Origin of the sequence: Streptomyces sp. NPDC005811 (assembly GCF_040630405.1) — a bacterium.
Lineage (GTDB): Bacteria > Actinomycetota > Actinomycetes > Streptomycetales > Streptomycetaceae > Streptomyces.
The window spans coordinates 26550-51951 of sequence record NZ_JBEXXK010000073.1 but is presented as its reverse complement, the minus strand read 5'-3'; the positions used below and the strand labels follow the sequence as shown (position 1 = coordinate 51951).

At 71.4% G+C, this 25402-nt stretch carries 19 protein-coding genes and 2 pseudogenes; 11 read left to right on the top strand and 10 right to left on the bottom strand.

All coding sequences use genetic code 11. The features are described 5' to 3' along the window. The 6 genes and pseudogenes from ABZ490_RS46535 to ABZ490_RS46510 form a co-directional block, all read left to right on the top strand. Positions 1-768: aldehyde dehydrogenase family protein (locus tag ABZ490_RS46535; protein WP_359005028.1), on the top strand; the 768-nt coding region annotated here is incomplete at its 5' end. Between the two features lie 255 nt (positions 769-1023). Continuing rightward, the gene (locus ABZ490_RS46530) at positions 1024-1599 is read left to right on the top strand and encodes an NADP oxidoreductase (RefSeq protein WP_359005025.1); all 576 of its coding nucleotides are present in this window, start codon (positions 1024-1026) and stop codon (positions 1597-1599) included. Between the two features lie 508 nt (positions 1600-2107). Beyond that, a complete protein-coding gene (locus tag ABZ490_RS46525) occupies positions 2108-4351 on the top strand; it encodes a PKD domain-containing protein (protein ID WP_359005022.1) in 2244 nt (747 codons plus the stop codon). Positions 4352-4740: 389 nt separating this feature from the next. Beyond that, positions 4741-5115, top strand: a complete 375-nt coding sequence (locus ABZ490_RS46520) for a hypothetical protein (RefSeq protein WP_359005019.1) — start codon at positions 4741-4743, stop codon at positions 5113-5115. Between the two features lie 19 nt (positions 5116-5134). Next, positions 5135-6376, top strand: coding sequence for a hypothetical protein (locus tag ABZ490_RS46515; protein WP_359005016.1), 1242 nt, complete (start codon positions 5135-5137; stop codon positions 6374-6376). Between the two features lie 11 nt (positions 6377-6387). Beyond that, positions 6388-6534 (top strand): annotated as a pseudogene (locus ABZ490_RS46510) (transposase); the annotation flags it as partial. Positions 6535-6566: 32 nt separating this feature from the next. On the opposite strand, the gene ABZ490_RS46505 reads toward ABZ490_RS46510, so the two are convergent. The 3 genes from ABZ490_RS46505 to ABZ490_RS46495 all read right to left on the bottom strand — a co-directional run bounded on the left by ABZ490_RS46505 (position 6567) and on the right by ABZ490_RS46495 (position 9553). Then, a complete protein-coding gene (locus ABZ490_RS46505) occupies positions 6567-6974 on the bottom strand; it encodes a hypothetical protein (RefSeq protein ID WP_359005044.1) in 408 nt (135 codons plus the stop codon). Positions 6975-7013: 39 nt separating this feature from the next. Next, positions 7014-8186 carry a DUF3375 family protein gene (locus tag ABZ490_RS46500; protein ID WP_359005014.1) on the bottom strand — a complete coding sequence of 391 codons (1173 nt, stop codon included), beginning with the start codon at positions 8184-8186 and terminating at the stop codon, positions 7014-7016. 188 nt (positions 8187-8374) lie between these two features. Further along, positions 8375-9553, bottom strand: a complete 1179-nt coding sequence (locus ABZ490_RS46495) for an acyl-CoA dehydrogenase family protein (RefSeq protein WP_359005041.1) — start codon at positions 9551-9553, stop codon at positions 8375-8377. Positions 9554-9667: 114 nt separating this feature from the next. Here ABZ490_RS46495 and ABZ490_RS46490 point away from each other — a divergent pair, with 114 nt between their 5' ends. Next, positions 9668-11635 carry a PE-PGRS family protein gene (locus ABZ490_RS46490; RefSeq protein ID WP_359005011.1) on the top strand — a complete coding sequence of 656 codons (1968 nt, stop codon included), beginning with the start codon at positions 9668-9670 and terminating at the stop codon, positions 11633-11635. A 201-nt stretch (positions 11636-11836) separates the two neighbouring features. On the opposite strand, the gene ABZ490_RS46485 is transcribed toward ABZ490_RS46490, so the two are convergent. Next, on the bottom strand, positions 11837-12244 hold the full coding sequence (locus tag ABZ490_RS46485; protein WP_359005038.1) for a ferredoxin: 408 nt from the start codon (positions 12242-12244) through the stop codon (positions 11837-11839). A gap of 156 nt (positions 12245-12400) precedes the next feature. On the opposite strand from ABZ490_RS46485, the gene ABZ490_RS46480 reads away from it, so the two are divergent. Next, positions 12401-12766: a DUF6479 family protein gene (locus tag ABZ490_RS46480; RefSeq protein WP_359005008.1), complete on the top strand. Its 366-nt coding sequence runs from the start codon at positions 12401-12403 to the stop codon at positions 12764-12766. A 16-nt stretch (positions 12767-12782) separates the two neighbouring features. On the opposite strand, the gene ABZ490_RS46475 is transcribed toward ABZ490_RS46480, so the two are convergent. Then, the gene (locus ABZ490_RS46475; RefSeq protein WP_359005005.1) at positions 12783-13652 is read right to left on the bottom strand and encodes a fructosamine kinase family protein; all 870 of its coding nucleotides are present in this window, start codon (positions 13650-13652) and stop codon (positions 12783-12785) included. Positions 13653-13829: 177 nt separating this feature from the next. Between ABZ490_RS46475 and ABZ490_RS46470 the strand changes: the two genes are divergently transcribed. Next, positions 13830-15785, top strand: a complete 1956-nt coding sequence (locus ABZ490_RS46470; RefSeq protein WP_359005002.1) for a PAS domain S-box protein — start codon at positions 13830-13832, stop codon at positions 15783-15785. On the opposite strand, the gene ABZ490_RS46465 is transcribed toward ABZ490_RS46470, so the two are convergent. From ABZ490_RS46465 to ABZ490_RS46450, 4 genes are all read right to left on the bottom strand, one after another. Beyond that, positions 15769-16746 carry an alpha-L-glutamate ligase gene (locus ABZ490_RS46465; protein WP_359004999.1) on the bottom strand — a complete coding sequence of 326 codons (978 nt, stop codon included), beginning with the start codon at positions 16744-16746 and terminating at the stop codon, positions 15769-15771. The two genes, ABZ490_RS46470 and ABZ490_RS46465, sit on opposite strands and share 17 nt — an antisense overlap. A gap of 340 nt (positions 16747-17086) precedes the next feature. Continuing rightward, entirely contained in the window at positions 17087-19471 is a 2385-nt protein-coding gene (locus ABZ490_RS46460; protein WP_359004996.1) for a phosphoketolase family protein, read from the bottom strand. Between the two features lie 173 nt (positions 19472-19644). Next, entirely contained in the window at positions 19645-20100 is a 456-nt protein-coding gene (locus tag ABZ490_RS46455; protein ID WP_359004994.1) for an RpiB/LacA/LacB family sugar-phosphate isomerase, read from the bottom strand. 669 nt (positions 20101-20769) lie between these two features. Further along, positions 20770-22707: an AfsR/SARP family transcriptional regulator gene (locus ABZ490_RS46450; RefSeq protein ID WP_359004991.1), complete on the bottom strand. Its 1938-nt coding sequence runs from the start codon at positions 22705-22707 to the stop codon at positions 20770-20772. A gap of 112 nt (positions 22708-22819) precedes the next feature. Here ABZ490_RS46450 and ABZ490_RS46445 point away from each other — a divergent pair, with 112 nt between their 5' ends. Continuing rightward, positions 22820-23698: an alpha/beta hydrolase gene (locus ABZ490_RS46445; protein WP_359004988.1), complete on the top strand. Its 879-nt coding sequence runs from the start codon at positions 22820-22822 to the stop codon at positions 23696-23698. Between the two features lie 205 nt (positions 23699-23903). Continuing rightward, positions 23904-24352 (top strand): annotated as a pseudogene (locus tag ABZ490_RS46440) (transposase); the annotation flags it as partial. 126 nt (positions 24353-24478) lie between these two features. Here the strand turns inward: ABZ490_RS46440 and ABZ490_RS46435 are convergent. Continuing rightward, the gene (locus ABZ490_RS46435) at positions 24479-25360 is read right to left on the bottom strand and encodes a hypothetical protein (RefSeq protein WP_359004985.1); all 882 of its coding nucleotides are present in this window, start codon (positions 25358-25360) and stop codon (positions 24479-24481) included. Positions 25361-25402: the final 42 nt, after the last annotated feature.

The following is a 25402-nucleotide window of genomic DNA, read 5'->3' as shown; positions in this document are numbered from 1 at the left end:
CAGGCCCTGGGCGGCGCCAAGAACCACATGCTGGTCCTGCCGGACGCCGACCTGGACGCGGCCGCCGACGCCGCCGTGAGCGCGGCCTACGGCTCGGCGGGCGAGCGCTGCATGGCGATCTCGGCCGTGGTCGCGGTCGGCGCGATCGGCGACGAGCTGGTGGAGAAGATCCGCGAGCGCGCCGAGAAGATCAAGATCGGCCCCGGCAACGACCCGGCCTCGGAGATGGGCCCGCTCATCACCGCCGTCCACCGCGACAAGGTGGCGTCCTACGTCACCGGCGCGGCCGCGGAGGGCGCCGAGGTGGTCCTCGACGGCACCGGCTACACCGTCGACGGCTTCGAGGAGGGCCACTGGATCGGCATCTCGCTCCTCGACAAGGTCCCCACGACCGCGAAGGCCTACCAGGACGAGATCTTCGGTCCGGTGCTGTGCGTGCTGCGCGTGGACTCGTACGACGAGGGCGTGGCGCTGATCAACAGCTCCCCGTTCGGCAACGGCACCGCGATCTTCACCCGGGACGGCGGCGCGGCCCGCCGCTTCCAGCTGGAGGTCGAGGCCGGCATGGTCGGCGTGAACGTCCCGATCCCGGTCCCCGTCGGCTACCACAGCTTCGGCGGCTGGAAGGACTCCCTCTTCGGCGACCACCACATCTACGGCAACGACGGCACGCACTTCTACACCCGCGGCAAGGTCGTCACCACCCGCTGGCCCGACCCGGCGGACGCCCCCGCCGGCGTGGACCTGGGCTTCCCCCGCAACCACTGACCACGCGCGAGCGCCGGAACGCCGCGCGCTGCTGCCGGACGGCCTGCCCGGCAGCGATGTGGAGCTTGCCGAACGGCTCCCGGCCTGTCACGGCCGGCCGTTCGGCAAGACATCACCACGTCTCCCGCAGGAGGTCCTACTGGAGACCGGGGATCACGAACGGCATGTCCAGCTGCACCCGGTGGTGCACGATCTTCCATTCGCCGACGTCGTCCTGTCCAACTCCCGAGGAGGCGGCCCGGGCGGGCGAGGGTGGTGCTGAGCATCCCCCTGGCCCGTTGCCGGCAACTGCCGGCCGCCGCGCTGGCGGGCAAGGTCGTGCTCGACACGATGAACTACGCCCCGTTCCGCGACGGCACCTTCGAGGACCTCGACTCGGGCAGGATCACCACGGGTGAACTCGTCCAGGAACACCTGGTGGGCGCGAAACTGGTCAAGGCGTTCAGCGGCATCAACGACCAGCACGCTCCGGCACTCGCGCGTCCCGAGGGCGCAGCCGATCGCAGCGCGCTGCCGATCGCGGGCCATGACGAGGAGGCGAAGGCGAGCGCCGCCGCGCTCGTCAGCCGACTCGGCTTCGACACGGTCGACGCCGGCCCGCTGGCGGAAAGCTGGCGCTTCGATCCGGAGACCGGCCCCTTCGTGGCACCGTACTTCACCGAGCCCGACACATTGCGGGCCGTCTGGGCCAAGCTGGGCAAGGAGATCCGTTCCGGCGGCCCCATCCGGACCGCGCCTCTGGTGGACCCGGGTGTCCCGCTGCCCGCACACCGGCTGCGCACCCTGCTTGCCGAGACACCTCGCAAACTCACCGCCGACCGCTTGGTCTGACCCCCGCTGCCGAACGAAGCTCCGCCGGGCCGACTCCAGGGTCGTCGAGGTGTATGGCCGCAAGGGGGCACCGGCCCAGCGGGCGAACTCTGCGAGCCAGGGCGACCGCATCGCCGTTGCGACCGTGCACGTCACTCGGGGGCACGGAGGCTGGGCACGCAGCACCATGTTCCGAGCCGGTTCACCCTTGGTGGCGAACTGCCGCTCATCGGGGACCTTCGCATCTCGGCAGCGTTCCCGTTCCCCTCCGGCGGCTCCCCGTCCGATCGGCGGTTCCGGAGAACCGCCGCCGCACTTGGACGCGGTGACGGCGACGGAACACGCCGCCCCTGACGTGCCGAAATCGATGACCCATCCGCTCGAAAATGATCGCTTCTGATCGATAAGTACGATCACCGGAATATCCAAAGCGAACATTCATGTCATCGCTGCACCCACCCTTGCGCACCGAAATTCACCACCCGATAATAACGGTCGACCATGGAAAGCTCTTCTGCGAGTGGGGGACATGGGCATCGAAAAATTATCCGCGGAGAAACTCCTCTACCAGCCGGTCCGGGTGAGGAGATGGGCGGCTGCGGCACTCGCCCTCTTACTGCTCGCGCTCGTCGGCGTTGCCCACGTTCCTGCCGCGAGCGCCGCCACCTGTACGCTCCCGCCACAGCAGGCGCTCGCTGCGGCACGTGCGCGGATGCCGGGCTCCAAGGTGATGGAGTTCCCGATCGCCAAGTACCCGCCTCTGGGAACGGTCACGATCGAAGCGTTCATTCGGGCGCGGGAGATCTGGGTCAATCCCGGGTTCGACTTCCGTAGCGGCGACATGCTGTTGCCCGCTTCCGTTACGCCTTCCTCCAGGCCGACACTCACCGCCATCTACGGGCACGAGGAATTCCCGGGTCTGTTCCTCCAGGGTGACGGCCGGGACGTGAGCCTGAACTTCCTGCCCGAAAAAACACGCGCGTTTGCCGTGCTCGATTTCTCGGCCGGCACGGGATATTTCATCGTCAATAAGTCCGTGAGTAAACTCAGGACCCCGCTGCCCCTTTCCTCCGGAACCTACACAGTGCACAAGAGTTGGGATGCGCGGCCCACCTACCGGCAATGGGGAGGCGCCAACAACTGGTTCTACGCCGACTGGGTTTCCGGTGACGTATACCGGTTCCGTACCCATATCAAGGAGGCGGCCTTCGGAACGTCGTGGTTCGCGCCGGGGATCGACGTACAGGTCTCGGTGAACAAGGACACCGGCCAGGCGACGGTCAGCGGTGACACCTTCCCGACGGTCGCGGTGCACCAGCCGTCGGCATGCCGCACCCTGTTCGTCCGACCTGAGAACAAGCCGGCAGACCTCTATACCTACGAGGCCCCTGGAGACATCGCTCCAGGTCCCCGGAACGCAACGCCGGTCACGTCCCCACCGCCACCCGCCGACGGTGTCAACCGACCCCCCACCGCTACCTACAGCTACGCGCGACGGGCGGGAGCGGGCAACATCGTCGCCTTCGACGGCCGTTCCTCCACGGACCCCGACGGAAGGATCACGTCCTGGCAGTGGCTGACGGGCACTCGGCAGATCGCCACGGGGCCCACTCCGACCGTTGCGCTCGGGACCGGCACCTCGAAGACGGTCACTCTCAGGGTCACCGACAACCGAGGCGCCACCGCCTCCGTGACCAGGACCCTGTCCTTGGGCAACCGTGCCCCGGCGATCACAGCGGTTTCACCGACGTCGGGCTCCGTCACCGGATCCAACGTCCCCACCCTTGCTGCGATCGCGAGGGATGACGACGGAGACGCCTTGCAATACGCGTACCGGGTAACCGGACCCTCCGTCGATGTCTCGTCGGGATGGGTCAACGGCCAATGGACGGTTCCCCCGCACCGCTTGGATCCGGGGAGCGCCTATCAATGGTCCGTGACCGTCCGCGATCCCGCCGGCGCCACCGCCTCCAAAACAGCGACGTTCACCGTTGCCACGCTGCCCACGGCCAGTGACGTGGTATCCACGTCCACCGGAAGCGGCTACTGGCAGGTGGACACCTACGGAGGCGTGTTCTCCTACGGAGACGCGCCGTTTCACGGATCTCTGCCCGGACTCGGCGTACGGGTGTCCAACATTCTCGGAATGGCACGCACACCGACCAATGGTGGGTACTGGCTGGTGGGCCGAGACGGTGGCGTGTTCGCCTTCGGTGACGCTCCGTTTGCCGGCTCGCTTCCAGGCCTGGGCATACACATCGACAACATCGTCGGCATGGCACCGGCCAAGGACGGCAAAGGCTACTGGCTCGTCGGCAGCGACGGCGGCGTGTTCGCCTTTGGAACAGCGGGGTTCCACGGCTCGATGGGCGGCAGGCCCCTCAACGCGCCCGTCGAGGCCATCGCCCCCAGCCCGAGCGGTAACGGATACTGGCTCGTGGCCCGCGACGGAGGCGTCTTCGCCTTCGGCGACGCACCGTTCTACGGCTCCATGGGCGGTAAGCCCCTCAACGCCCCCATGGTGGACATGGACGCGGCACCGGACGGCAAGGGCTACTGGCTCACCGCGGAGGACGGCGGAGTATTCGCCTACGGCTCCGCCGGGTTCCACGGCTCACTCGCGGACAAGCACCTCAACGGCCACATCACCGCCATGTCCGCCACTCCTGACGGACACGGCTACTGGCTCAACGCCTGCGACGGAGGCGTCTTCGCCTTCGGTAACGCCGTATTTCACGGATCGAGGCCGACATACCAATGTCGCGGGACGTGACCCCACCATCCCGGTACGGCATCCACTCCGACTGGGCCGTGTTTGAGAAGGCGCTGGTCTGCTGGGTTGGCCGTCCGGGGGAAATCTCGGGCGGCCAGCCAGATGAGGAGGTCGTTGGCGATCCGTCCGACGCTGCTGCCGGTGTCAGGGATCGCAGGAGGGGGGTGTTCCCTCCCTGGAGGCACCGGGCGGATGACCGCTGCACAGCTCGGTGACAGCCGGGGCACAGAGGCGACCTCAGTGGTCTCGACGGGGCGGGGGCCACCGCTCTGGACAATGGCGCCGTGGAACAGCCCAAGCGCCTTCGGAGTACCGAGCAACGTTCCGATGGACCTCGTCTCGCGCCGCTACCTTGAGCAAGGCGCTGATTACCGTACGGGAGGGGAAATATGGAATCGGTGGCACTGATCGTGACGGCGCTCGCGGCCGGAGCCGCAGCGGGTGCCAAGGACATGGGGTCGGCCGCAGTGCGGGATGCATACGCCGGACTGCGGGAGCTTGTCCGTCGCAGGATCGGTGGGGATGCCGAGGGGATTCTGGCCCGGGACTCGGCCGATCCCGAGCAGTGGCAGGAGCGTTTGACCGCAGCTCTGATCAACGCGGGTGTGGCGGAGAGCGAGAGCGACGAGGCGCTGGCCGCTGCACGCAGCCTTCTCGATCTGCTGGGCACGGAGGCCGAAAGCGGAAAGTACGTACTCGACCTCCGCGAGGCAAAGGGTGTGCAGACGGGCGACGGCAACGTGCAGCTGAACCACTTCACCTGACAGCCGCAGTCCTACGTCCGTGACCGGCAACGAACAACCCAGCGCGTCGCCCGAGCGGGACCGACTGTACGGAGCGCAGTTCGGCGACCACAACATCCAGGTCAACCACTTCCATGAAGCGTGCAATGAAACGGCATTGCGGCAGCGGCTCGAGAATCAGATCAAGGCGATCAGTGTCACGCTGACAGGTGTTCTGCAGCAGCGGTTCGATGAACTGGCAGCGCGTGAGAGCCAACTGCACGCCGACCTGGCTTCCGCGCTCAAGGAACGCGACGAACTCAGCGAGGAGCTCAGGCAGGTACGCGCGCGGCTGGTGACGGAGCTGCAACGTGTAGCGGAACTTACTCACGCAGCGGATGGCTTGGAGGGGCGCCTCCAGGCTGCAAACCGCCGGGTTGAGAAGGTTGAGAAGGCGCTATTCTCGGTGGCCGAGGAGCAGCAGCGGGCCGAGGGCGAACGCGATCGCCTGGAAGCCGAGCAAGTCTCCCTGAGGGACGCCATCCGGCTTGTCGCGACTGTGCGTTACAGGGAAGAGCTGCGCTCCCGTGAGGTCGCCTTGATTCTCTGCGCCCTGGCCGCAGGACTGATGTGGATGTTGTTCTGGGGAGAACCAGCCCCTTGGAACTGGCGGCTGAAGCTCTCACTCGCTGCGGCACCGCTCGCGTCGTCCGTGGCCGTTGTCGGCGCCTTGCGCCACCGGAAGTGGAGCTACGCCCTCACGGTCGCCTTTCCCGCCCTCTTCGCCACTGCCGTGATTGAGTTCCTGTGGCGCCCGCTACCACCTGGCTCGGACCTTCTGCTGCCGGTGGTTGCCAGCTGCTGCGTACCCGCCCTGGTCGTCCTCTACGAGAGCACGGTCCGATTGGGCGGGCCGTCCTACAGAGGCGGCACCAGCCCGTTACGAAAGGCCGGCGCCTGGGTAGTGCTCGGCGGGGCCGCCCTCGCGGCACTTGGCGGTCTGATCTGGACCATTAGCGAGTACTACCGCTGGACCGACTTCCCCTTCGTGCTCCTCTTTGCCTGCATGGTGAGCCAGACCGTATGGGAGACAGATCCCGAGACGCGCAGGCTCGCTGCCGGCTCGGTCATCGTGTACGTGGTGATGCGTGAGGCTGCGCTGTACCGAGAAGCCTTGGACTCCCTGCCTGGACTGCTCTTCACCGCGGCCCTGACCGCCCTTTTCGCTTCAGCCTCGGCAGCCCTTTTGCTGCCGCGGTCACGCGCCCGTCGTGAGACCTCGAACCTGCCCGGTGCGCAGTGACCCAAGCGGGGATGGCGCCTCAGATCACCGTATGGAAGGACCAACACCGCTCGGTCGGCGGCCACCAAGGCGCGTACGGCATCCGGGAGATCGTGAATGCGATCTTCTATCAGGGCCAGACCGGCTGCCGGTGGGCCTACCTCCCACAGGACCTGCCCGCCACGTCGCACCACCCACACGCACGGGCCCGTCACTCCGCTGCTTCATATCCGGCCAGCCGTACCTCCTCGATATCGAGGGCGGCCTGCAGTCGACGCCGTACCGTGTCGTCGATCTGCTGTTCGTCGCGCAAGCGGACGACCGTGGCTCGTTTGCGAGCGACGAGGGCGAGGCGGAGCGCGGCGGAGTGCTGATCGAAGCGCAGGGCCGGGTCATCGTCCGCGACTCCGTCGCCACGGGCACGTACGGACGCCGGATAGATCTCGTACTCGTGGCGCAGCCGCTCCACGACCTGCGGGTCGGTCCCGAGTTCGTCCGCGAGATGCGGTATCGCCCGGAAGGCCTCTTCAGCGGCCGCGGTCCCCGCGCGGAGGAGTTCCTCCTCGACCGAGGTGTCGCGCGGGAAGCGGGCCCAGCGTACGGCGACCGGCAGCAGCAAAGCCCTGGCGGACCAGCGTCACGAGGATGACACTCGAGGTCACGAACACGATGAAGTTGCGGTGGGGAAAGGGCTCGCGGCCGGATCCACATACACCGCCGCGAACAAGGCCTCGGCGGTGAACTCCTGGTTCCCCGCCTGGATCCCGGTACTGTCGATCGCCGCCTTGAGCACCGGCGCATACAAAGGCCGCTCCATCGGCAGGACGATGGCCGGAGCGCCCGCATCGATCCCGGCGACCAGGTCCACGCCCGGCATATCACGCAACGCGAGGGCCTGCGCCTCGATCCCGCGCACCAGCTGCAGCACACGGCGATCCTCCGAGCGCACCTGGTCGTCCAGGAATCGGCGCAGCTGATCCGAGAGCTGCCGCACCGTCGTCTGGGTGCCTTCGGCGGCCTCCAGCCGGCCCCGGACCATGCTCCGCATCCTCGGATCGGGCTCGCCGATGGCCTCCATCGCCTCGACCGCGGCCAGCGGCGTCTTGAGCTCGTCCTGACGGCTCGGGGCGAGGAGGAAGTCGTAGAACGCCTGGAAGGTCCGGCCCCGGTCCGGCTCCGCGATGCTCTCACGGCTGCCCAGCACCTCGTCCAGGAGTTCACCCTTGGCCCCGTCCCACGCGGCGATCTTGCTCCGCAGGTCCCGGTCGAGGTCCCGGAAGTTCGCCTCGACCTCGCGGAAGTCGGCCATCCCCACGTAGTAGATCCCGTCCTCGTCAGGTTCGACATCCACGCGGTCGAAACAGACGGACAGGGCGGCGCAGTACCCCCACAGATCCGCTCGCAGTCCGCTGGGGATGTCCGTGGGGACCCAGACGAGAGGATGCGGCGCGCCCTGTTCGTCGTAGCCCATGGTGACTGCCGCCCCCACTTCGCCGCGCCAGCCGTGCAGTGGCGCGTAGTCGGTCCCGTCGTAGAGCTCGCGCACGTTCTGGCTCCGTTTCGGGCGTACAGGTGGATCGACTGCCGAACAGTCCTCCGGGCCGACGCCCTCCAGGCCCGTCTCGACGTAGGTCACCCCGTCCTCCGAGTCCACAGTGATGGCGGACCAGCCGTGTTGGATGTATTCGGAGAACAGCCTGCGGATCAGGCGCGCCTTCGCCTTGTCCGACAGTCCGGGAACGGTCATGACGACAATCACGCCGCGGAGGACGATGAGCCATGCCTGGTGGTCGTCGATCAGTTCCTGCTCGGAGAAGGAAACGCCAGCCACATCGACGTCTCAGGTGTTCCATGGCCCGACGCCACTCCGCCCGTTCCGCCGCTGCCGACGTATGTGATGAAAACCTGCGACCAAGGCACGGGCTTCCGCTCGGCATAGCCGTCGCAGCCCCGGAGGAAAACAGCCATCCGTGCCTCAATCACTGCAGTGCCAACTAAAAAAGCTTCGTCACACCGCCGCTAGCGGCGCACCCTCGGCATCCCCAGGCCGATCCAGGAGATGATCTCCCGCTGGATCTCGTTGTTGCCGCCGCCGAAGGTGAAGATCACGGCGGAGCGGTAGCCGCGTTCCAGTTCGCCGTGGAGCACGGCTCCCGCCGAGCCCTCCTGGAGTGCGCCGGGGGCCGCAACGATCTCCAGGAGCCAGGCGTAGGCGTCCCGGCGGGCCTCGGAGCCGTACACCTTGACGGCGGAGGCGTCCTGCGGGGTGAGGGTGCCGTTCTGGAGGGCGCCGACCATCTGCCAGTTGAGGAGCTTGAGGGCGTCCAGCCTGACATGGGTCTGGGCGAGGCGGCGGCGGACCCAGGGCAGGTCGACGACCCGGCGGCCGTCGGCGAGTTTGGTCTCGGTGGCCCAGCGCTGGACGTCGTGCAGGGCGCGGATCGCCATGGTGCCGTGCGCGGCCAGGGTCACGCGCTCGTGGTTGAGCTGGTTGGTGATGAGCCGCCAGCCCTGGTTCTCGGCGCCGACCCGGTGGGTCACGGGGACGCGGACGTTCTCGTAGTAGCTGGCGGTGGTGTCGTGCGAGGCGAGGGTGCGGATGACCGTGCAGGAGTAGCCGGGGTCGGTGGTCGGCACCAGGAGCATGGTGATGCCCTTGTGGGGCGGGGCCGCGGGGTCGGTGCGGGTCGCCAGCCAGACCCAGTCGGCGGTGTCGCCGTTGGTCGTCCAGATCTTCTGGCCGTTGACGACGTACTCCTCCCCCTCCAGGACGGCGCGCGTCTTGAGGGACGCGAGGTCGGTGCCGGCGTCGGGCTCGCTGTAGCCGATGGCGAAGTCGATCTCGCCGGAGAGGATCCTCGGCAGGAAGTACGCCTTCTGCTCGTCGGTGCCGTACCGCATGATCGTCGGACCGACGGTGTTCAGGGCCATCAGGGGCAGCGGTACGCCGGCCTGGGCGGCCTCGTCGAAGAACACGAACTGCTCGATCGGGGTCAGGCCGCGGCCGCCGTACTCCTCGGGCCAGCCGACGCCGAGCCAGCCGTCCGCGCCGAGGCGGCGGATGGTCTTGCGGTAGAAGCGTTTCGCGCCGACCGGGTCGGAGTGCCGGGCGTAGGCGTTGTCCGGCACCAACTCGGCGAAGTAGGCGCGCAGTTCGGTGCGCAGTCGCTGCTGCTCGGGCGTGTGGTCGAGGTGCACGGCGCCTCCAGGCTTCCCCAGGCCGGTGTCCTGACGGCGCACACGGTAGAACGTGTTCCAGTAATTGGGAATGGCGGTGCGGGAAGAGGGAGGCTGCGGGGAGGATGTCGTCCCATGACGGTTGACGGAATGCGTGCGCGGCTGGAGCGGGCGGGGCTCGAGATCGCGGATCCCTGGTACTCCGAGGGACCACTGCCGCCCCGTGAGGCCTGGCGCCGGGTCACCTCCGGGGAGACCGCGCCGCTGGCCGCCCTGCCGGGAGACCGGCCGGCGGAGGTCGACGCGCGGTGGCACCGCCTGGCGGAGGAGCACGGATTCTTCGACGGTGACGGCCTGTTCCTCGTCGAGATCGACGGCCCGCACCCCGGCAGCGGGCCGCGGCACTGGGCGCGGGTACGGCTGACGCCCGGATGGGATCTCGCGGGCGGGCTGCGCCCGGCACCGGACGGGCAGGCGGAGTTCGTCGCGATGGCGGTCGGCGGGGACACGCTGCTCGGGGTGACCGCCGACGCGGACGGCGTCCGGATCACGGTGGTGGACCGGATCGCGGAGCGCGTCGAGGAGGAGGCACACAGGGCCGCCGAGGAGACCCCGCGACAGCGGGAGGAGGCCTGGGAGTCGCTGCTCGCGGAGGTGCCGAGGAAGTTCTGGCTGCTGTGGGCGGAGAGCCTGGGCGGCAACCCCGGCGTCCCCGACGACCTGCGGATCGAACTGCTGGGCCTGTCCGGCTACCTGCCGTACCACCGCCAGTCGGACGCGGTGATCGAGGCGGTGACGGCCCACGAGGACTGGAACGTCCGCGGGAGGTTCGCCGAGCACGGGACGCACCTGACGCAGGAACAGTACGCCCGCCTGGTCCTCGCCGAGAAGGAACCCCGGCGCCGGGCGGCCCTCCTCTGGACGGCGCGGCACAAAGGACTTCCGTCCTTCGCCCGCGAGCGGCTGGCCGCCGACCCCTCCGCCGCCGTCCGCGAGGAGCTGGCGCAGGCACGAGGGCTGCCCGTCCCGGTGCTGACGGCCCTGGCGACGGACTCCCACGCCGCCGTGCGGGCCGCCGCCTGCGGGCCCGCCTGGCCGCATCTGGACGAGGCGGCGCGTGAAGCCCTCCTGGCGGACGCCGACGGGAGCGTCCGCACCGCCGCCCTGCTGCGGCACCACCAGGACCGTCCGATGCCGCGGGCCGTCTTCGAGGCGTACGAGGGACTCCGGGACCGTGCGACGCAGAGCTGCCGGCTGGAGCGCGCGCTCGCCGAGGAGCTGGTGCGCGACGAGGACCCCGCCCGGCGCCGGCGCCTCGCCCGGAATCCGCGTCTCGACCCCGACCTGGTCCTCCTGCTCGGGAAGGACGAGGACGGCGACGTCCGCTTCGAGGCGTCGGTGCACCCCGGGATCGGCGAGGACGACCGCAGCCGTATCGACTTCCCGTTCGATCCGGGGACCCTGTGCCGCACCCTCGACTGGGTCGCGGCGCTGCACGACGCCCCCGCCGCCATGCGCCGCCTCGCCGCCTCGGCGCACCCCGTCGTACGCCGGAGCGTCGCCCGGGCCCGGCGCCTCCCGGCGGACGTCGTCGAGCGGCTGGCCCGGGACGGGGACCGGGTCGTCCACCTGTTCCTCGCCGAGTCCTGCGAGGACGCGCCCGCCGAGCTGCTGCTGTCGGTGTGGCGGTGGTGGACGGGCAGCTTCAGCCATCCGGACCGGCCGCACAGCCACCCGAACTTCCCGCGCCGCGACCTGCTCCGGTACGCCGACGACCCCAGCCCCCGGATGCGGCAGCTGGCGCTGGACGACCCGGACTCGACCCCCGAGCTGGTCGAGCGGTTCGGCCGGGACGTGAGCGAGGAGGTGCGGGCGCGGGCGGCACACGACCCCCGGCTGTCGGCCGCCTCGGCCGTACGGCTGCTCAGCGACCCGTACGACACCGTCCGCGCGGCGGCGGCCCGGCACCCGGAGCTGCCCGCCCGCACCCTGGTGGGGCTGCTGCGGGACCTGGCCACCGCGGAGACGGCGGCCCGGCATCCGGCGCTGCCCCTGCCGGTCATGCGACGGATCGTCGCGGAGGCGCGCGCGGCGCTCGCATAGCGGCGCCGAGGACAACGGCGCCCAGTGCAGCAGCACACAGGGCAGCACGGGACCCGGCCACCGCAGAAACGGCGGCCCGGCATCCGCGGCTGCCCCTGCCTGCCGGTCATGCGGCGAATCGTCGCGGAGGCGCGCGCGGCGCTCGCGCAGCGGCGCCGAGGGCAGCCGCGCTCAGTGCAACGCCGCTCAGTGCAGCCGCGCTCAGTGCAGCGTGGCCATGAAGTCCGTGCAGGTCCGGGCGCAGGCGCGGCAGGCCTCGGCGGTCGTCGCCGCGCCCGGCGGTCCCGGTCGTTTCGGCCGGCCGTCGAAGGCGTGGGCGGTCTCCAGGCAGACGGTGCGGCACCACTCCAGCTGGACGCGCAGGCCCGCCTCGTCCACCCGGGTGTCCTCGGCCAGCACCCGGCAGGTCGCGTCGCACACCTCGGCGCACAGGATGGCCTTGCGGCGCAGGAGCCGCAGTCGTTCCGGGCCCTCCGGATCCAGCAGGCTCGCCCGGAGCGCGCAGGCCCGCGCGCAGTCGGCGGAGGCCTCGGCGCAGGCGAAGCGGTCCTCCAGGAAGCGGACGAGTTCCTGCGGCGAGGAGGTCGGAGTCGGCTCGGTCGTGGTCATGGTCGTCGAAGTCACAGGGCGCGGGTAGCCGGGGCGGGCCGCCCCAAACGCGGGCAGTCCCCCACACCGGGATACCCTGCGTGCCGGTTTGCCGACGCCGAGTAATGGGTACGGCCGCGCGGGATTTGCACCCTGTTCCTGGGGTATTGAGGCGATATGAGTACCGCAAGCGAGCAGTTGGCCGCCGCGAGTGGCCTGATCAGCCTGGTGCTGTTCCTGGTCGCAGTCGTCGTACTGGCGCTGCTGGCCGGGAGCTTCTGGTTCGGCGCGCGCGTCAAGGCGCGCGAGTCGCCGCGGCCGCGTCCCGAGGAGCAGCCGCACCTTCCGCCGGAGGGCGCGGTGCACGAGATCCGCGAGAACCGAGAGTCCCAGGAGGTTCCTCACGTCGCCAAGGGCGAACGCCCCCTCACCCCCTATGAGCTGAGCAACCTCCAGACCCGGTCGAGCACGGACAAGAACAGGCCCCGCTGGAGCAAGGGAAGCAGCGGCTCGTTCGGCGGAGGCGGACTGGGCGCCCACTGAGTCACCGGGAGAGCGGTCACAGGGCTGTCCTGGCCACCGCGAGCGCCTGCTCGGCGTACGGTCTCCCGAACAGCACGGCGTGCACCAGCAGGGGGAAGAGCTGGTGCACGCCGACACGTCCCGCCCACCCCTCGGCGAGCGGTGCGACCTGCTCGTACCCGTCGAGGATCCGCCGCAGGCAGGGGCAGCCGAACAGGGCGAGCATCGCGAGGTCGGTCTCGCGGTGGCCGCCGTGCGCGGCCGGGTCGATGATCCGGACGTCGCCGTCGGCACCCCACAGGACATTGCCGTTCCACAGGTCGCCGTGGAGCCGGGCGGGCGGCTCTGCGGGCCCGGCCAGCTCGGGCAGCCGTACGCAGAGACGTTCGACGTCCGCCGCCTCGGCGGGGCGCACCGTGCCGGCGTCGACCGCGGCGCGCAGATAGGGCAGCACCCGGTGCTCGGCGTACCAGCGCGGCCAGTCCCCGCCGACGGTGTTGCGCAGGGGGGCGAGGCCGATGTAGGCGTCCTCGGGGCCGCCCGGCGGGGGCGCGCCGAAGCCGGGGGCGCCCGCGCCGTGCAGCGCCGCCAGATCCCGCCCGAACCGTACGGCGGCCCGCGCGCCCGGCGGCCCGGTCACCACCCGCTCGGTCACCAGCCACCGCTCGTCGGCCCCGAGGATCCCGGCCACCCGTACGGTGTCCGCCGCGGCCAGCCAGCGCAGCCCGGCGGCCTCGGCCCGTACGGCGTCCCGCGCGTCGCCCCGTTTGACCATCACCGTGCGCCCGTCGTCGAGCACGGCCTCCCAGAGCGTCCCGGACAGCGGCCGCACCCGGTGGACGGCCCTGCCGGTGAGCGCGGTGACGGCGGAGGCGGGGCCCGGGTCGGGCCGGCGGGGCGGGGGCATGGGACGAGCGTACGGCGGCCTCCGCCCGGGGCGCAGAACTGCGTGCGCCATCACGCGGCCATCCCGCGACCTCGCGTTCAGGTTCGGACAGTGAACGGACAGTAAACGACTTCCCGGAGCGGGGGCGGCCGAAAGGCGCTGTAGTGGCCTGAACCGTCGCGCAGGGTGAGGTGGAAGATGGCCGACGTGATGCAGGCAGGTCCCGTGCTGCGTCCGGGCAGGGCACAGCAGAAACGGTGCGGCTGTGGTGCGCCGATAGCGGACGGGGCGCCGAGTGGGGCCGAGGAGCGCTTCCGCGGGCTGCTGGAGGCCGCGCCGGACGCCATGGTCATCGTCGACGACCGGGGTGCCATCCGGCTGGTCAACGCCCAGACGGAGGCGCTGTTCGGCTACGGCCGCGAGGAACTCCTCGGCCATCCGGTCGAGTTGCTCATCCCGGACCGCTTCCGTGACCAGCACACCGGGCACCGGGGCGCCTACACGGCCAACCGCCAGGTGCGGCCGATGGGCGCGGGGCTGGAGCTGCACGGACTCCGCAAGGACGGCACCGAGTTCCCCGTGGAGATCAGCCTCAGTCCGCTGGAGACGGCGGACGGGCTGCTGGTGTCGGCGGCCGTGCGGGACGTCAGCGACCGTAAAGCGGCGGAGGCCCGGATCAACGAGCTCGCCGCGCTGGTCGAGTCCTCGCAGGACGCGATCCTCGCGAAGACCCTGGACGGGTACATCACCTACTGGAACGCGGCCGCGCAACGGCTGTACGGCTACACGGCCGAGGAGGTGATAGGCCGTCATGTCTCGCTGCTGGCACCGCCGGAGCTGCGGGGCGAGGTCCGCTCCCTGCTGAAGCGGCTGCGGCACGGCGAGAAGGTCGAGCACTTCGAGACGCTCCGGCTGACCAGCGCGGGAGCGCTGCTGGACGTGGACGTCACGCTGTGGCCGACCCGGGACACGCACGGCACGGTCGTCGGGGCGTGCGCGATCGTGCGGGACATCAGCGACCGCAAGCGCGCCGAGGCCGAACTCACGGCGCTGCTGGAGCAGCAGCGGCACATCGCGCTCACCTTGCAGCGCAGTCTGATGGGTACGCCGCCCGCCCTGCCGGGACTGGACACGGCGAGCCGCTACCGGCCGGCCACCCAGGGCGCCGGAGTGGGCGGCGACTGGTTCGACCTGATCCCGCTGGGCGCCGACCGGGTGGGCGTCCTGATCGGCGACGTGATGGGCCGCGGGCTCGAGGCGGCCGCCGTGATGGGCCAGCTGCGGTCGGCCGCGCACGCGCTGGCGAAGACCGGGATGCAGCCGCGTCAGCTGATGCGGGCGCTGGACACCTGCGTCGCCGATCTCGACGTCCCCGATCAGCTCGTCACCTGCTGCTACCTCGTCATCGCCCCGGACGCGGGCACGGTCACCGTCTGTTCGGCGGGTCATCTGCCGGTGCTGGTGGCGGGGGTGGACGACGGCATCACCGCGTTGCCCTCCCCGGTGAACGCGCCGCTCGGGGTGGGTGATGTGCTCTACGAGCAGTCCAGCACCGAGATACCGCCGGGCGCCACGCTGGTGCTGTACACGGACGGGCTGGTGGAGACGCCCGGCAGCGACATCGAGTTCAGGATCGACGAACTCACCGTCCTGCTGGAGGGCCTGTTCTCCGGGACGCCGTCCCTGGAGGCCGCCGCCGACCAGGTGCTGGCGGGTCTGCTGCCGGACGCCGACAGTCACAACGACGATGTGACCCTGCTGTTCGCGCGGCTCCCCGAGGCACCGCTGGCGGCGGTCACCACCGAGCTGGCGGCCGACCCGTCGTCGGTGCCGCAGGGGCGGGCCTTCCTGCGCCGGACGCTGGCCTCGTGGAACTGCGCGACCCGCACCGACGACGCCTTGCTGCTGCTGTCGGAGACGCTGACCAACGCCGTCCTGCACGCCGAGGGCCCGATCGGGCTGCATCTGCACCGCACGGCCACCGATCTCACCGTCGAGGTCGGCGACCGCAGCCCGCAGCTGCCCCAGCCCCGGCTGGCCGCCGAGGAGGAGGAGTCGGGGCGGGGCCTGATCCTGGTCCGGGCACTCGCCGCCGGCTGGGGGGTGCGGCCGACGGACGAGGGCAAGACCACCTGGTTCACGCTGAGGCTGTGAGCCCCCGGGACGGGCCGCCGCGGGCCAGTTCGAAGGCGTCCAGATGGGCCTGGACGTAGGGCACGGCCACCTTTTCCACCTCGATCCGCCCGTCGACGAACGCGGGCTGGACGTTGACCTCGAAGACGACCCCGCCGTTCTCGATCGCCAGATCGACGCCGGCGAACGGCAGCCCGACCGAGGCCGTGGCCGCGACGGCCAGCTCGGTCAGGCGCGGCGGCAGGTCGGGCGGAGCGATGTGGACGGGGGTGGCGCCCCGGCAGGTGTTGCAGGGGGTGTCGGGTTCCGGCTGGAGGTGCTCGCGGGCGTGCACGACCTGCCCGCCGAGGACGAAGACCCGGAACTGGTGGCGCAGTCCGTCGGCGGTGAGGTTGCCCGCGTCGCGGGAGAGCATCCAGTCGGTGCCGTGCTCGGCGTAGTAGGCGGTGGCGTACTCCAGCAGGTCGGGGGTGGTGACGTGGAAGGTGTCGTCGCCTCCGGTCCCGACGACGGGCCGGGCCCAGGTGTCTCCGCCGAGCCGGTCGAACACGTCCGCCGCCTCCCAGAGGGAGGGCCGGGACAGGACCACGGTCTCCATCTGGGCGATGCCGTCCCGGTGGAAGCGGGCGACGGTGAGGTTCTTCTCCGTCGCCGTCCGCCAGGCCTCGGCTCCGGTGCCCAGCGTCACCACGTCGTGGGCCCGAAGGAGTTCCTGGAAGGCGGCGAGGTCCCGCCTGCGGTGCGGGGGGATCTCGTAGAGCAGGACGACGTCGGGGACGAAGTCCAGCCGCTCCTCGGGGACCTGGAGCCGTAACCGGCCCCCGTCGCGGACGCCGCGGCCACGGCCGCCGGTCGCGAAGTGCCGGGAGTCGACCCGGACGGGCGGCGCGCCGGTGAGCAGTTCCACCGCGTCGGCGAGGTACTCCCGGCAGCCTTCGGAGGAGGTGGGATCGGCGATCAGGGCGATGCTCGGTCGGGACACAGCGGCCTCCAGTGATGTCGACGCGCGCTCGCGCCGCGGGTGCCCTCGTGCGCGCGGTGCGAGCGGTGTCACGGATGGTGCCTGTCGCGCGGGCGGTCCTCGCGCCGGTCGCCCTGGGAGCCACGCCGGTGTGCGGGAGCCGAACCGGGGGGCCGGGCGGACGCCCGGCCGGGACCACGGGAATGTCGCCCCGCCGGATCCGCGTGCAGGGCTGGCCGACCACTGTAAGCACCGGGCGAGGCGCCGTGCCAGGGCGCACACGCGCCGTCCTCCTGCCCCTCGCCCTGCGCCGTCCGACCCCGGTCGTGCGCCCTGCCGCGGCCGCCCGTGACCTGCCGTCTCAGCCGTCCCAGGACCAGTCCGCGACCTCGGGGAGGTCGGTGCCGTGGACCCGGATCCAGTCATGGTGGCGCAGTCGCGCGTCCTCCATCCGCTGCCGTACGGCCGCCGCGCGCACCGCGAGTCCGGGGACCCGGTCGATGACGTCCATGACGAGCCGGTAGCGGTCGAGGTCGTTGCGGACGACCATGTCGAACGGCGTGGTCGTGGTGCCGATCTCCCGGTAGCCGCGCACATGCAGGTTGCCGTGTCCGGCCCGGCTGTAGGCGAGCCGGTGGATCAGCCACGGGTAGCCGTGGTAGGCGAAGATCACCGGTTTGTCGGTGGTGAACAGTCCGTCGTACTCGAAGTCGCTCATGCCGTGCGGGTGTTCGTCGCCCGGCATGAGGCGGGCGATGTCGACGACGTTGACGACCCGGACCGCGAGTTCGGGCAGGTTGCGGCGGAGCAACTGGGCGGCGGCCAGCACCTCCTGGGTCGGGACGTCGCCCGCGCAGGCGAGGACCACGTCGGGTTCCCGGCTGCCGTTCTCGGTGCCGGCCCAGTCCCAGATCCCGGCGCCGCGCGCGCAGTGGACCCGGGCCGCGTCCATGGACAGCCAGTCGAAGCAGGGCTGTTTGCCCGCGACGATGACGTTGACGTAGTCGCGGCTGCGCAGGGCGTGGTCCGCGACCGACAGCAGCGTGTTGGCGTCCGGCGGCAGATACACCCGTACGGCTTCCGGGCTCTTGTTGAGGATGTGGTCGACGAAACCGGGGTCCTGGTGGGAGAAGCCGTTGTGGTCCTGCCGCCAGACGTGCGAGGTGAGGAGGTAGGTGAGGGAGGCGATGGAGGCGCGCCAGGGCAGTCGCCGGGTCACCCGCAGCCATTTGATGTGCTGGTTGACCATGGAGTCGACGATGTGCACGAACGCCTCGTAGCAGGAGAACAGACCGTGACGGCCTGTCAGGAGGTAGCCCTCCAGCCAGCCCTGGCAGGTGTGTTCGGAGAGGATCTCCATCACCCGGCCGTGCCGGTCGAGGTGTTCGTCGACCTGGAGGGTCTGCGCCTGCCAGGCCTTGCCGCTCGCGCCGTAGACGGCCTGGAGGCGGTTGGAGGCGGTCTCGTCGGGGCCGACCAGCCGGAAGTCCCGGCGCTCGGCGGTGGATCGCATGAGGTGTTCGAGCAACTGGCCCAGGACGCGGGTGGGTTCGTGCAGGGTCGTGCCGGGCTTGTCGACCGGGACGGCGTACGAGTCGAGGGCGGGCAGGGGGAGTTCGCGCAGCAGGAGTCCGCCGTTGGCGTGCGGGGTGGCGCCGAGGCGGCGGGTGCCGTCGGGGACGCAGGCGAGGACGTCGAGGCGGGGTGCGCCATGGGCGTCGAAGAGTTCCTCGGGCCGGTAGGAGCGCAGCCATGCCTCCAGCTGGCGCAGGTGGTCGGGGTTGTCCCGGACGGCGGACAGCGGGACCTGGTGGGCGCGCCAGGTGCCCTCCACGGGCAGCCGGTCGACATGGGCGGGCCCGGTCCAGCCCTTCGGGGTGCGCAGCACGATGACGGGCCAGCGCGGCCGCTCCCCCGCGCCCTCCACCCGGGCGGCGCGTTGCAGGGCGGCGATGCGGTCCAGGGCGGTGTCCATGGCCTGCGCCATCGCGCGGTGGACGGCGTACGGCTCGTCGCCGGTGACGTGGATGGGGTCGTGGCCGTAGCCGCGCAGCAGGTCGTCGAGTTCCGGCTCGGGGATACGGGCCAGCACGGTCGGGTTGGCGATCTTGTAGCCGTTGAGGTGGAGGATGGGCAGGACCGCGCCGTCGTGGACGGGGTCCAGGAACTTGTTGGAGTGCCAGGAGGCGGCCAGCGGCCCGGTCTCCGCCTCGCCGTCGCCGATGACACAGGCCACCAGCAGGTCGGGGTTGTCGAGCGCGGCGCCGTAGGCGTGGGAGAGGGAGTAGCCGAGTTCGCCGCCCTCGTGGATCGAGCCCGGCGTCTCGGGGGCGACATGGCTGGGGATGCCGCCGGGGAAGGAGAACTGCCGGAACAGCCGGGCCATGCCGGGCGCGTCCCGGGTGACGTCGGGGTAGGTCTCGGTGTACGACCCCTCCAGCCAGGAGTTGGCGACCACCGCCGGGCCGCCGTGCCCGGGGCCCCACACGCACAGGGCGTTCAGATCACGGTTGCGGATCACCCGGTTGAGGTGGGTGTACACGAGGTTGAGGCCAGGTGAGGTGCCCCAGTGACCCAGCAGCCTCGGCTTGACGTGCTCGGGGCGCAGCGGCTCGGTGAGCAGCGGATTGGCCATGAGGTAGATCTGGCCGACGGACAGGTAGTTCGCGGCGCGCCAGTGGGCGTGCAGTGTCCTGAGCTCGTCGTCGGATAGCCGGGCGGACGACTGCTGCGGTTCGACGGGCATCACGGGTTCCCTTCCGGATCGGGGTCGCGCACAGGTGCGTGCCGGTCCGTACCTCCCCACTCTCTCCGGTCCACCGGGCGCCCGACAGGGCCGACCGGCCCATACGGCCGAGCGGATGCGTCCTTAAGGGGCGGGGGGTGCCCGGGGGGAGCGTGATTCCGGGGCGGGTGCTTCTAGGGAGCGGTCCGGCCCGTGTCGAGATCGGCGATGTGCCGCACGTTGCGGCGGTCCTCGGCGTCCGGGCTGGGTTCCGCGCCGAACCAGGCGTCCAGGATCTCCTTGAGCAGCGGCTCGGAGGTCAGGCGCAGGCTGAGCGCGAGGACGTTCGCGTCGTTCCAGCGGCGGGCGCCGTCGGCGGTGTAGGCGTCGGCGCACAGGGCGGCCCGCACCCCGGGCACCTTGTTCGCGGCGATCGACGCGCCCGTGCCGGTCCAGCAGCACACCACGGCCTGTTCCGAGATCCCGGCGGAGACGTCCCGCGCCGCCGCCTCCGAACACACCGCCCACTGGGGGTCGTCGCCGGGGCGCAGCGCGCCGTGGGTCACGACGTCGTGCCCGCGGCCGCGCAGCTCCGAGACGAGGGCGCGGGCGACGGCTTCGTCCATGTCCGAGGAGACGGAGATCCGCATGCCCGGGAGCCTACTGAGCGGACGCCCGTCCTGTCGCCCCCGGGAGCCGGGTGAAGTGGGGGCACCGGGTGATGTCCGCGTGCTCACAGCCGAGCGCGCACCGCACGAGGGCCGGGAGGCCCGCGCGGCGTCGATCCGGGCCCGCAGCACCTCGGCCTGGGCCGCAGCACCTGGGCCCGCCCGGCGGCACCGGCCGGATCGACGACCGGGGCCCGTACGGCGTCCAGGGACAGCCCCGCCTGTATCGGCGCCGATGGTCGGGCAGGTCCGCGGAGGTGCCCGCGCCGGGCGGCCGGTCGGCCGCGTCGAGCGACCTGCTCGGCGCGGGCCACGGAACGACCATCGTGGACGTCCGCCGCCGACCGGCTCTTCCTGGCCCTGCCGATGTTCGTGGCCGCGGCGACAGCGCCGCACCGGCCCCACCAGGCGGCAGGCACTGCCCGCCGGGGCCTCACATTTCGGACAGCTGTCTCGTTCTGCCGCGCAGACTCCGGCCGTCCTCAGAACCTCGCATCTGGTCATTCATGCGAATCGCCGGGCGTCGCGCTTGTCATCACCGTTGCAGACGGCCCGCCGGCCCCCACGATGTGGCTGACAGCGGGGACCACCACGGCTGTCGCCCAGATGGGGTGAGCGCGGACGGGTTCGGGGTTCGCGGACTGCGGTCGCTCACCCCGCTCCGGCGCATGCCTCCGCCTCTGCCAGGTACCGCGCCACCGGGCCCAGGGTCAGCATTCCGCTGGCGGCGCCGGCGTGTTCTGCACAGGCATCACGCAGGGCAGCCGCAGAGTGTGCGGCGATTCCGTGCTCGCCGAGGCGTACGGCGGCGCGGGCGGTCAGGCACCACATGGCCTCCTGCATGTGGTCACGCGGTGGTCCGGGCACCGCAGCGAGAGCGGTACGGGCCTCAGCGCCCCGGTCCTGGGCGAGCAGCACGAGGGGTCGCGTCCAGGGACTGTACGGGCCCCGGTCGAGGTGCGGGTCGGTGGGCGCCGGCCGGTCGTGCAGCAGGCGCAGTCCCAGTAGGGCGAGCGGGAACAGGCCGCGGTGCAGCCCCGGCATTCCGGCCGTCCGGAGGGCGTCCTCGGCATGGCGGTAGTGCGCTGCTGCCGTGGCGGCGGTCGGTCCGCCAGGTTCGGCGCTGCGGGCGGCTGTGGCCCGGGCCCTGAACCACCCGGTGAGGACGGGGACGAGGGGCGCCTCGGTGGTGGCGGCGAGCTGGTCGGCTGCATGGGCGTGCGAGGTCGCGGCGTCGAGGTCGCCGAGGGCCGAGGCGGATTGCAGGCGGACGAGTCGGCCGAGCAGGGCGAAGTTCGGCAGCTCGTGCCGGGTGGCCAGGTCGAGGATCTCGGCGCCGGTCCTGTCCCGTGCCGCTGCGAGCCCGGGGCGGGTGAAGGACTGCAGGAACACCCCGTTGAGGGCGAAGGCGAGCAGGGCGGGATCGGCCAGGTGCCGTGCCGACTCTTCTGCCTGTCGCGCCGCCTGCTGCGCGTGCTTCAGCTCGGTCCCGGACAGATCGGCGCTGCGGCTCTCGACGGCGACCGTGGCCAGCAGGCGGGCGCGCAGGTCGGCGGGGCCGTCTGGGCCGAGCCCGGTGAGCGTGCGCTCGGCAGCCGCGATGACGGCGCGGGACTGCTCGGGGTTGTCGGCACGGCTCCAGAGGGCGGGCACGTCGTAGGCGCCGATGGTCCGGGCGGTCAGGGAGAGGTCTCCCGTGCGTTCCGCCGCATGGATGGCGGCGAGGCGGTCGCGTCGGGAGTGGACGAGGGCGTCGCCACCCGCCAGCGCGAGGGTGCGGGCCAGATCCATGGTGGTGCGCGGGCCGAGCCGGGCACCCTGGCCGGTCCACGCGGTACGTGCTCCTTCTGGGGGCGCCGACCCGTTGAGGATGTCCGTCTCCAGGCGCTGAAGGCCGGCACCGGGGTCGAGTCCGAGTTGGTCAACGAGCATCGCGCGGGCGCGGCGGAGGGTGGCCAGTGCGTCCGCCTGGCGGCCTGCGCGGTACAGCGCGCGGGCAAGCAGCTCCCAGGCCGGCTCGCGCCATGGGTGTTCGGCGACATGGGCACCCAGCTCGGCGACGAGGTCGGCCCCTTCCCCGGAATCGAGGAGGATGCGGGCGCGCAGTTCCACCCCCTCCAACCTCAATTCCTCCAGTCGGGTCCGCTCGCGCCGCGCCCATGCGGAGCCGGTCACATCGGCGTAGGCGGGTCCGCGCCAGGTCGCGAGTGCTGCGCTGAGGTCGGTCACCGCGTCGGGGTTGCGGCGAGCTCGGGCCAGGGTGTCCTGGAACCGATGGACGTCCACGTCGTCGCGCGGCAGGCGCAGCGCGTAGCCGGGTCCTTCGGTGACGATGACGCGCGGCGGAGTGCGGGGCGGCCGGTCGGGTTCGAGGGCGCGGCGCAGCGCGGCGACGAACGTACGCAGAGCACCCACGGCGCGGGCCGGCGGATCGGTCCACAGGTCATCGACAAGGGTGTCGGTGGTGACCATCCGTGCCTCGGCGGCGACGAGCCGGGCGAGTACCTCACGATGGCGGGGTCCGCCCAGGTCAACCGGGCTGCCGTCGTCGCGGAGGGCTCGCACCGCACCGAGCACGTCGATTCGCATGCCCCCATCCTCCGTGCCAGGGGCCGGCTGCGCCCAACCGTACTGATCGGCTGCTGATCGCCGTCGCCCAAGCTGATCCGGCCAAGTCCCCGACCCGAAAGGGTGGTCCCGCATGACGTTCACCGTTCCCGGCTTCGATCACGTCCGCCTGCCCGGTGCGGACGGTGTGGAGCTGGCTGCAGCTGTCGGCGGCAGCGGCAGCCCGGTCGTGCTGTTGCACGGTTTTCCCCAGACCCACCTGATGTGGCGACACGTCGCCGAGCGGCTCGGCGACGAGCACACGGTGATCTGTCCCGACCTGCGGGGTTACGGCGCCAGCGACAAGCCGGCGGCCACCGACCCCGATGTGTATGCCAAGCGCACCATGGCCGCCGATGTCGTGACCCTGGCGGCGGCGCTCGGCCATGAGCGCTTTGCCCTCGTCGGCCACGACCGAGGCGCGCTGGTCGCCTTCCGGGCGGGGTTGGACCACCCTGAGACCATCGCGCACTTGGGCATCCTCGACATCGTGCCGACGCTCGACATGTGGAACGTCCTGCATGGCGCCTCGGCGGCGGTCGGCTACCACCTCTTCCTGATGGCGCAGCCGCCGGGCCTGCCGGAGGCGATGATCGCAGGCAGTGCGGACGCGTTCTTCGGCTCGTTCCTCGACGCCTGGACCAACGACCCGGCCGCCATGCCCGAGGATGTGCGTGCCGAATACCTGCGCGCGAGCGCCGCGGCGGTGACGTCGATCGTCGCGGACTACCGGGCCTCGGCGGACATCGACGTCATGCACGACCAGGCGGACCTGGACGCCGGGTCGCAACTGGCCATGCCCGTGACGGTCGTCCAGCAGGATTGGGGCGCGCAGCTGGGCTACGACGCTGCCGGGGTGTGGAAGGCATGGGCGCCGGACCTGGACCACCGGCTGACCCGCGCCGGGCACTTCATGGCCGAAGAGGCACCCGACGAGATCACGGCGGCGATCCAGGGCCTGCTGGCCCGCTGAGCCTCCTGCTCCCGACTCGTCGGCTGGGCCACGTCGGTCGGCCATCGCGGACGCTTCTGCCTCGGTCGCCCGGTCCCAGGGGACGCCGAGGAACCACAACAGCCGGTACCAGCGCAGCAGGTCGTACGCGTAACTCTTGGCGGTCAGCGGCCGGTTGTCGTCCAGGATCAGGCCGCGGAGGTACGGAACGACGGGGGCGACGGCGGACCCGTCAGCGTCGAGAACGATGTCCGGATCGTGACCTTCGCGAACGGCACCGGGGTGCACGAGCTCATCGTCGACATCGACGACGACGCCCGGCGTGCGAGAGCGCCAACTGGCCTGCTCCACCGACACGTTCATGGCCACCGGCCGCCTCGCCCACGATGAGCAGGTACCGCCCGCACCACGCGGACGCATCCCCAAGGACGCCACCCTCAAGGAACGCATGACCCGCAAGCTGCGGACCAAGCCCGGCAAGGCCGCCCACAGTCGCCGCAAGGCCACCGTCGACCCGTCTTCGGCCAGATCATGACCTGCCGCGACGGCCGCCGACTCCTCCTCCGGGGCGAGGACGGCGCCCGCGGCGAGTGGCAACTGCCGGCCGCCTGCCACAACCTCCGCAAGATCTTCCGACACGCGGGAACCGCCGGACTCGCCACCTTGACCGGCTGATCAGCCAGCCACCCTGGCACTCGCCATGGGTCAGGGTGCCTGGCTGAACACCTGCCGGGCAGACACACCACCCGGGCCCGCATGACCCGTCCGGCGGCAGCCACCGCGTCCCGCCCCGGAGCGAGATCACTTCCCGCCGCTCCCCCAGGAACCCCGGGTCAGTCCCACCGGATTGGTGGGCGGGACGACTCCCGAGTCCAGGACGGTGCGGGCCAGGGGGGTGAGCAGTTCGGCGAGGCGGGTGGTGGGCCCGGCGCCCAGGGCGTCCCAGGGCTGGGCCGCCGCGGCGTCCGTGGCTGCCTCGATCTCGTCGCGGGCGGTCACCCCCTCCTTGGTGAGGTGCCCGTCCTCGTCGAGCCAGCCGCGCGCACGCAACCGGGCCCGCGCCGCCCGCCACGATTCCGGGTCCCACTTGCGGGTCGGCCGCTGCGCCTCCTCGTCCGACTCGCCCGCCACGCACTTCAGCACCATCGCCTCGACCGGCCCCACACCCCGCCCGACGAGGACGGCGACATGGCCGTCGCCGCGGTGTTCGCGCAGGGTGGTCAGCGCCTGCCAGAGTCTGATGTGCGGCTCGGCCGGGCGGGCGAGCGCCTGGTTGGCGGCGCCGAGCACCCGCCCCGCCGTGTCCGCCGCCTCGGCCGCCGCCCAGGCCAGGTCGGCCGCCTCGGCCATCTCCGCGGAGGCGACGGTCTCCGGGCCGTAGACGTCGGTCATGGCGGCCCCGACGGCACGCGCGCGTGCCGCGAGCACGTCCGCCGGGTCGGCGTACTCCCACGCGTCCGGCAGGGCGCGGCCGACCCGGTCGGGGTGGAAGACGTAGAAGCAGCTGGTGACCACCGAAGCGGGGGCGGGGCCGAGCGGGGCCGCGCGCAGGGCGAAGTAGCCCATCCAGAAGCCGCGCAGGCCGAGGTCGTCGGCGGCCCGGCGGACCTCGGGGGTGAAGTAGACCAGGCCGTGGACCGGTTCGAACCGCTCCCACAGGCTGCGTGCGACGGTGTCCCCCACGATGGTCCTTCCCGTTCGTCGTCGGCGAATGCCGGTAGGCAG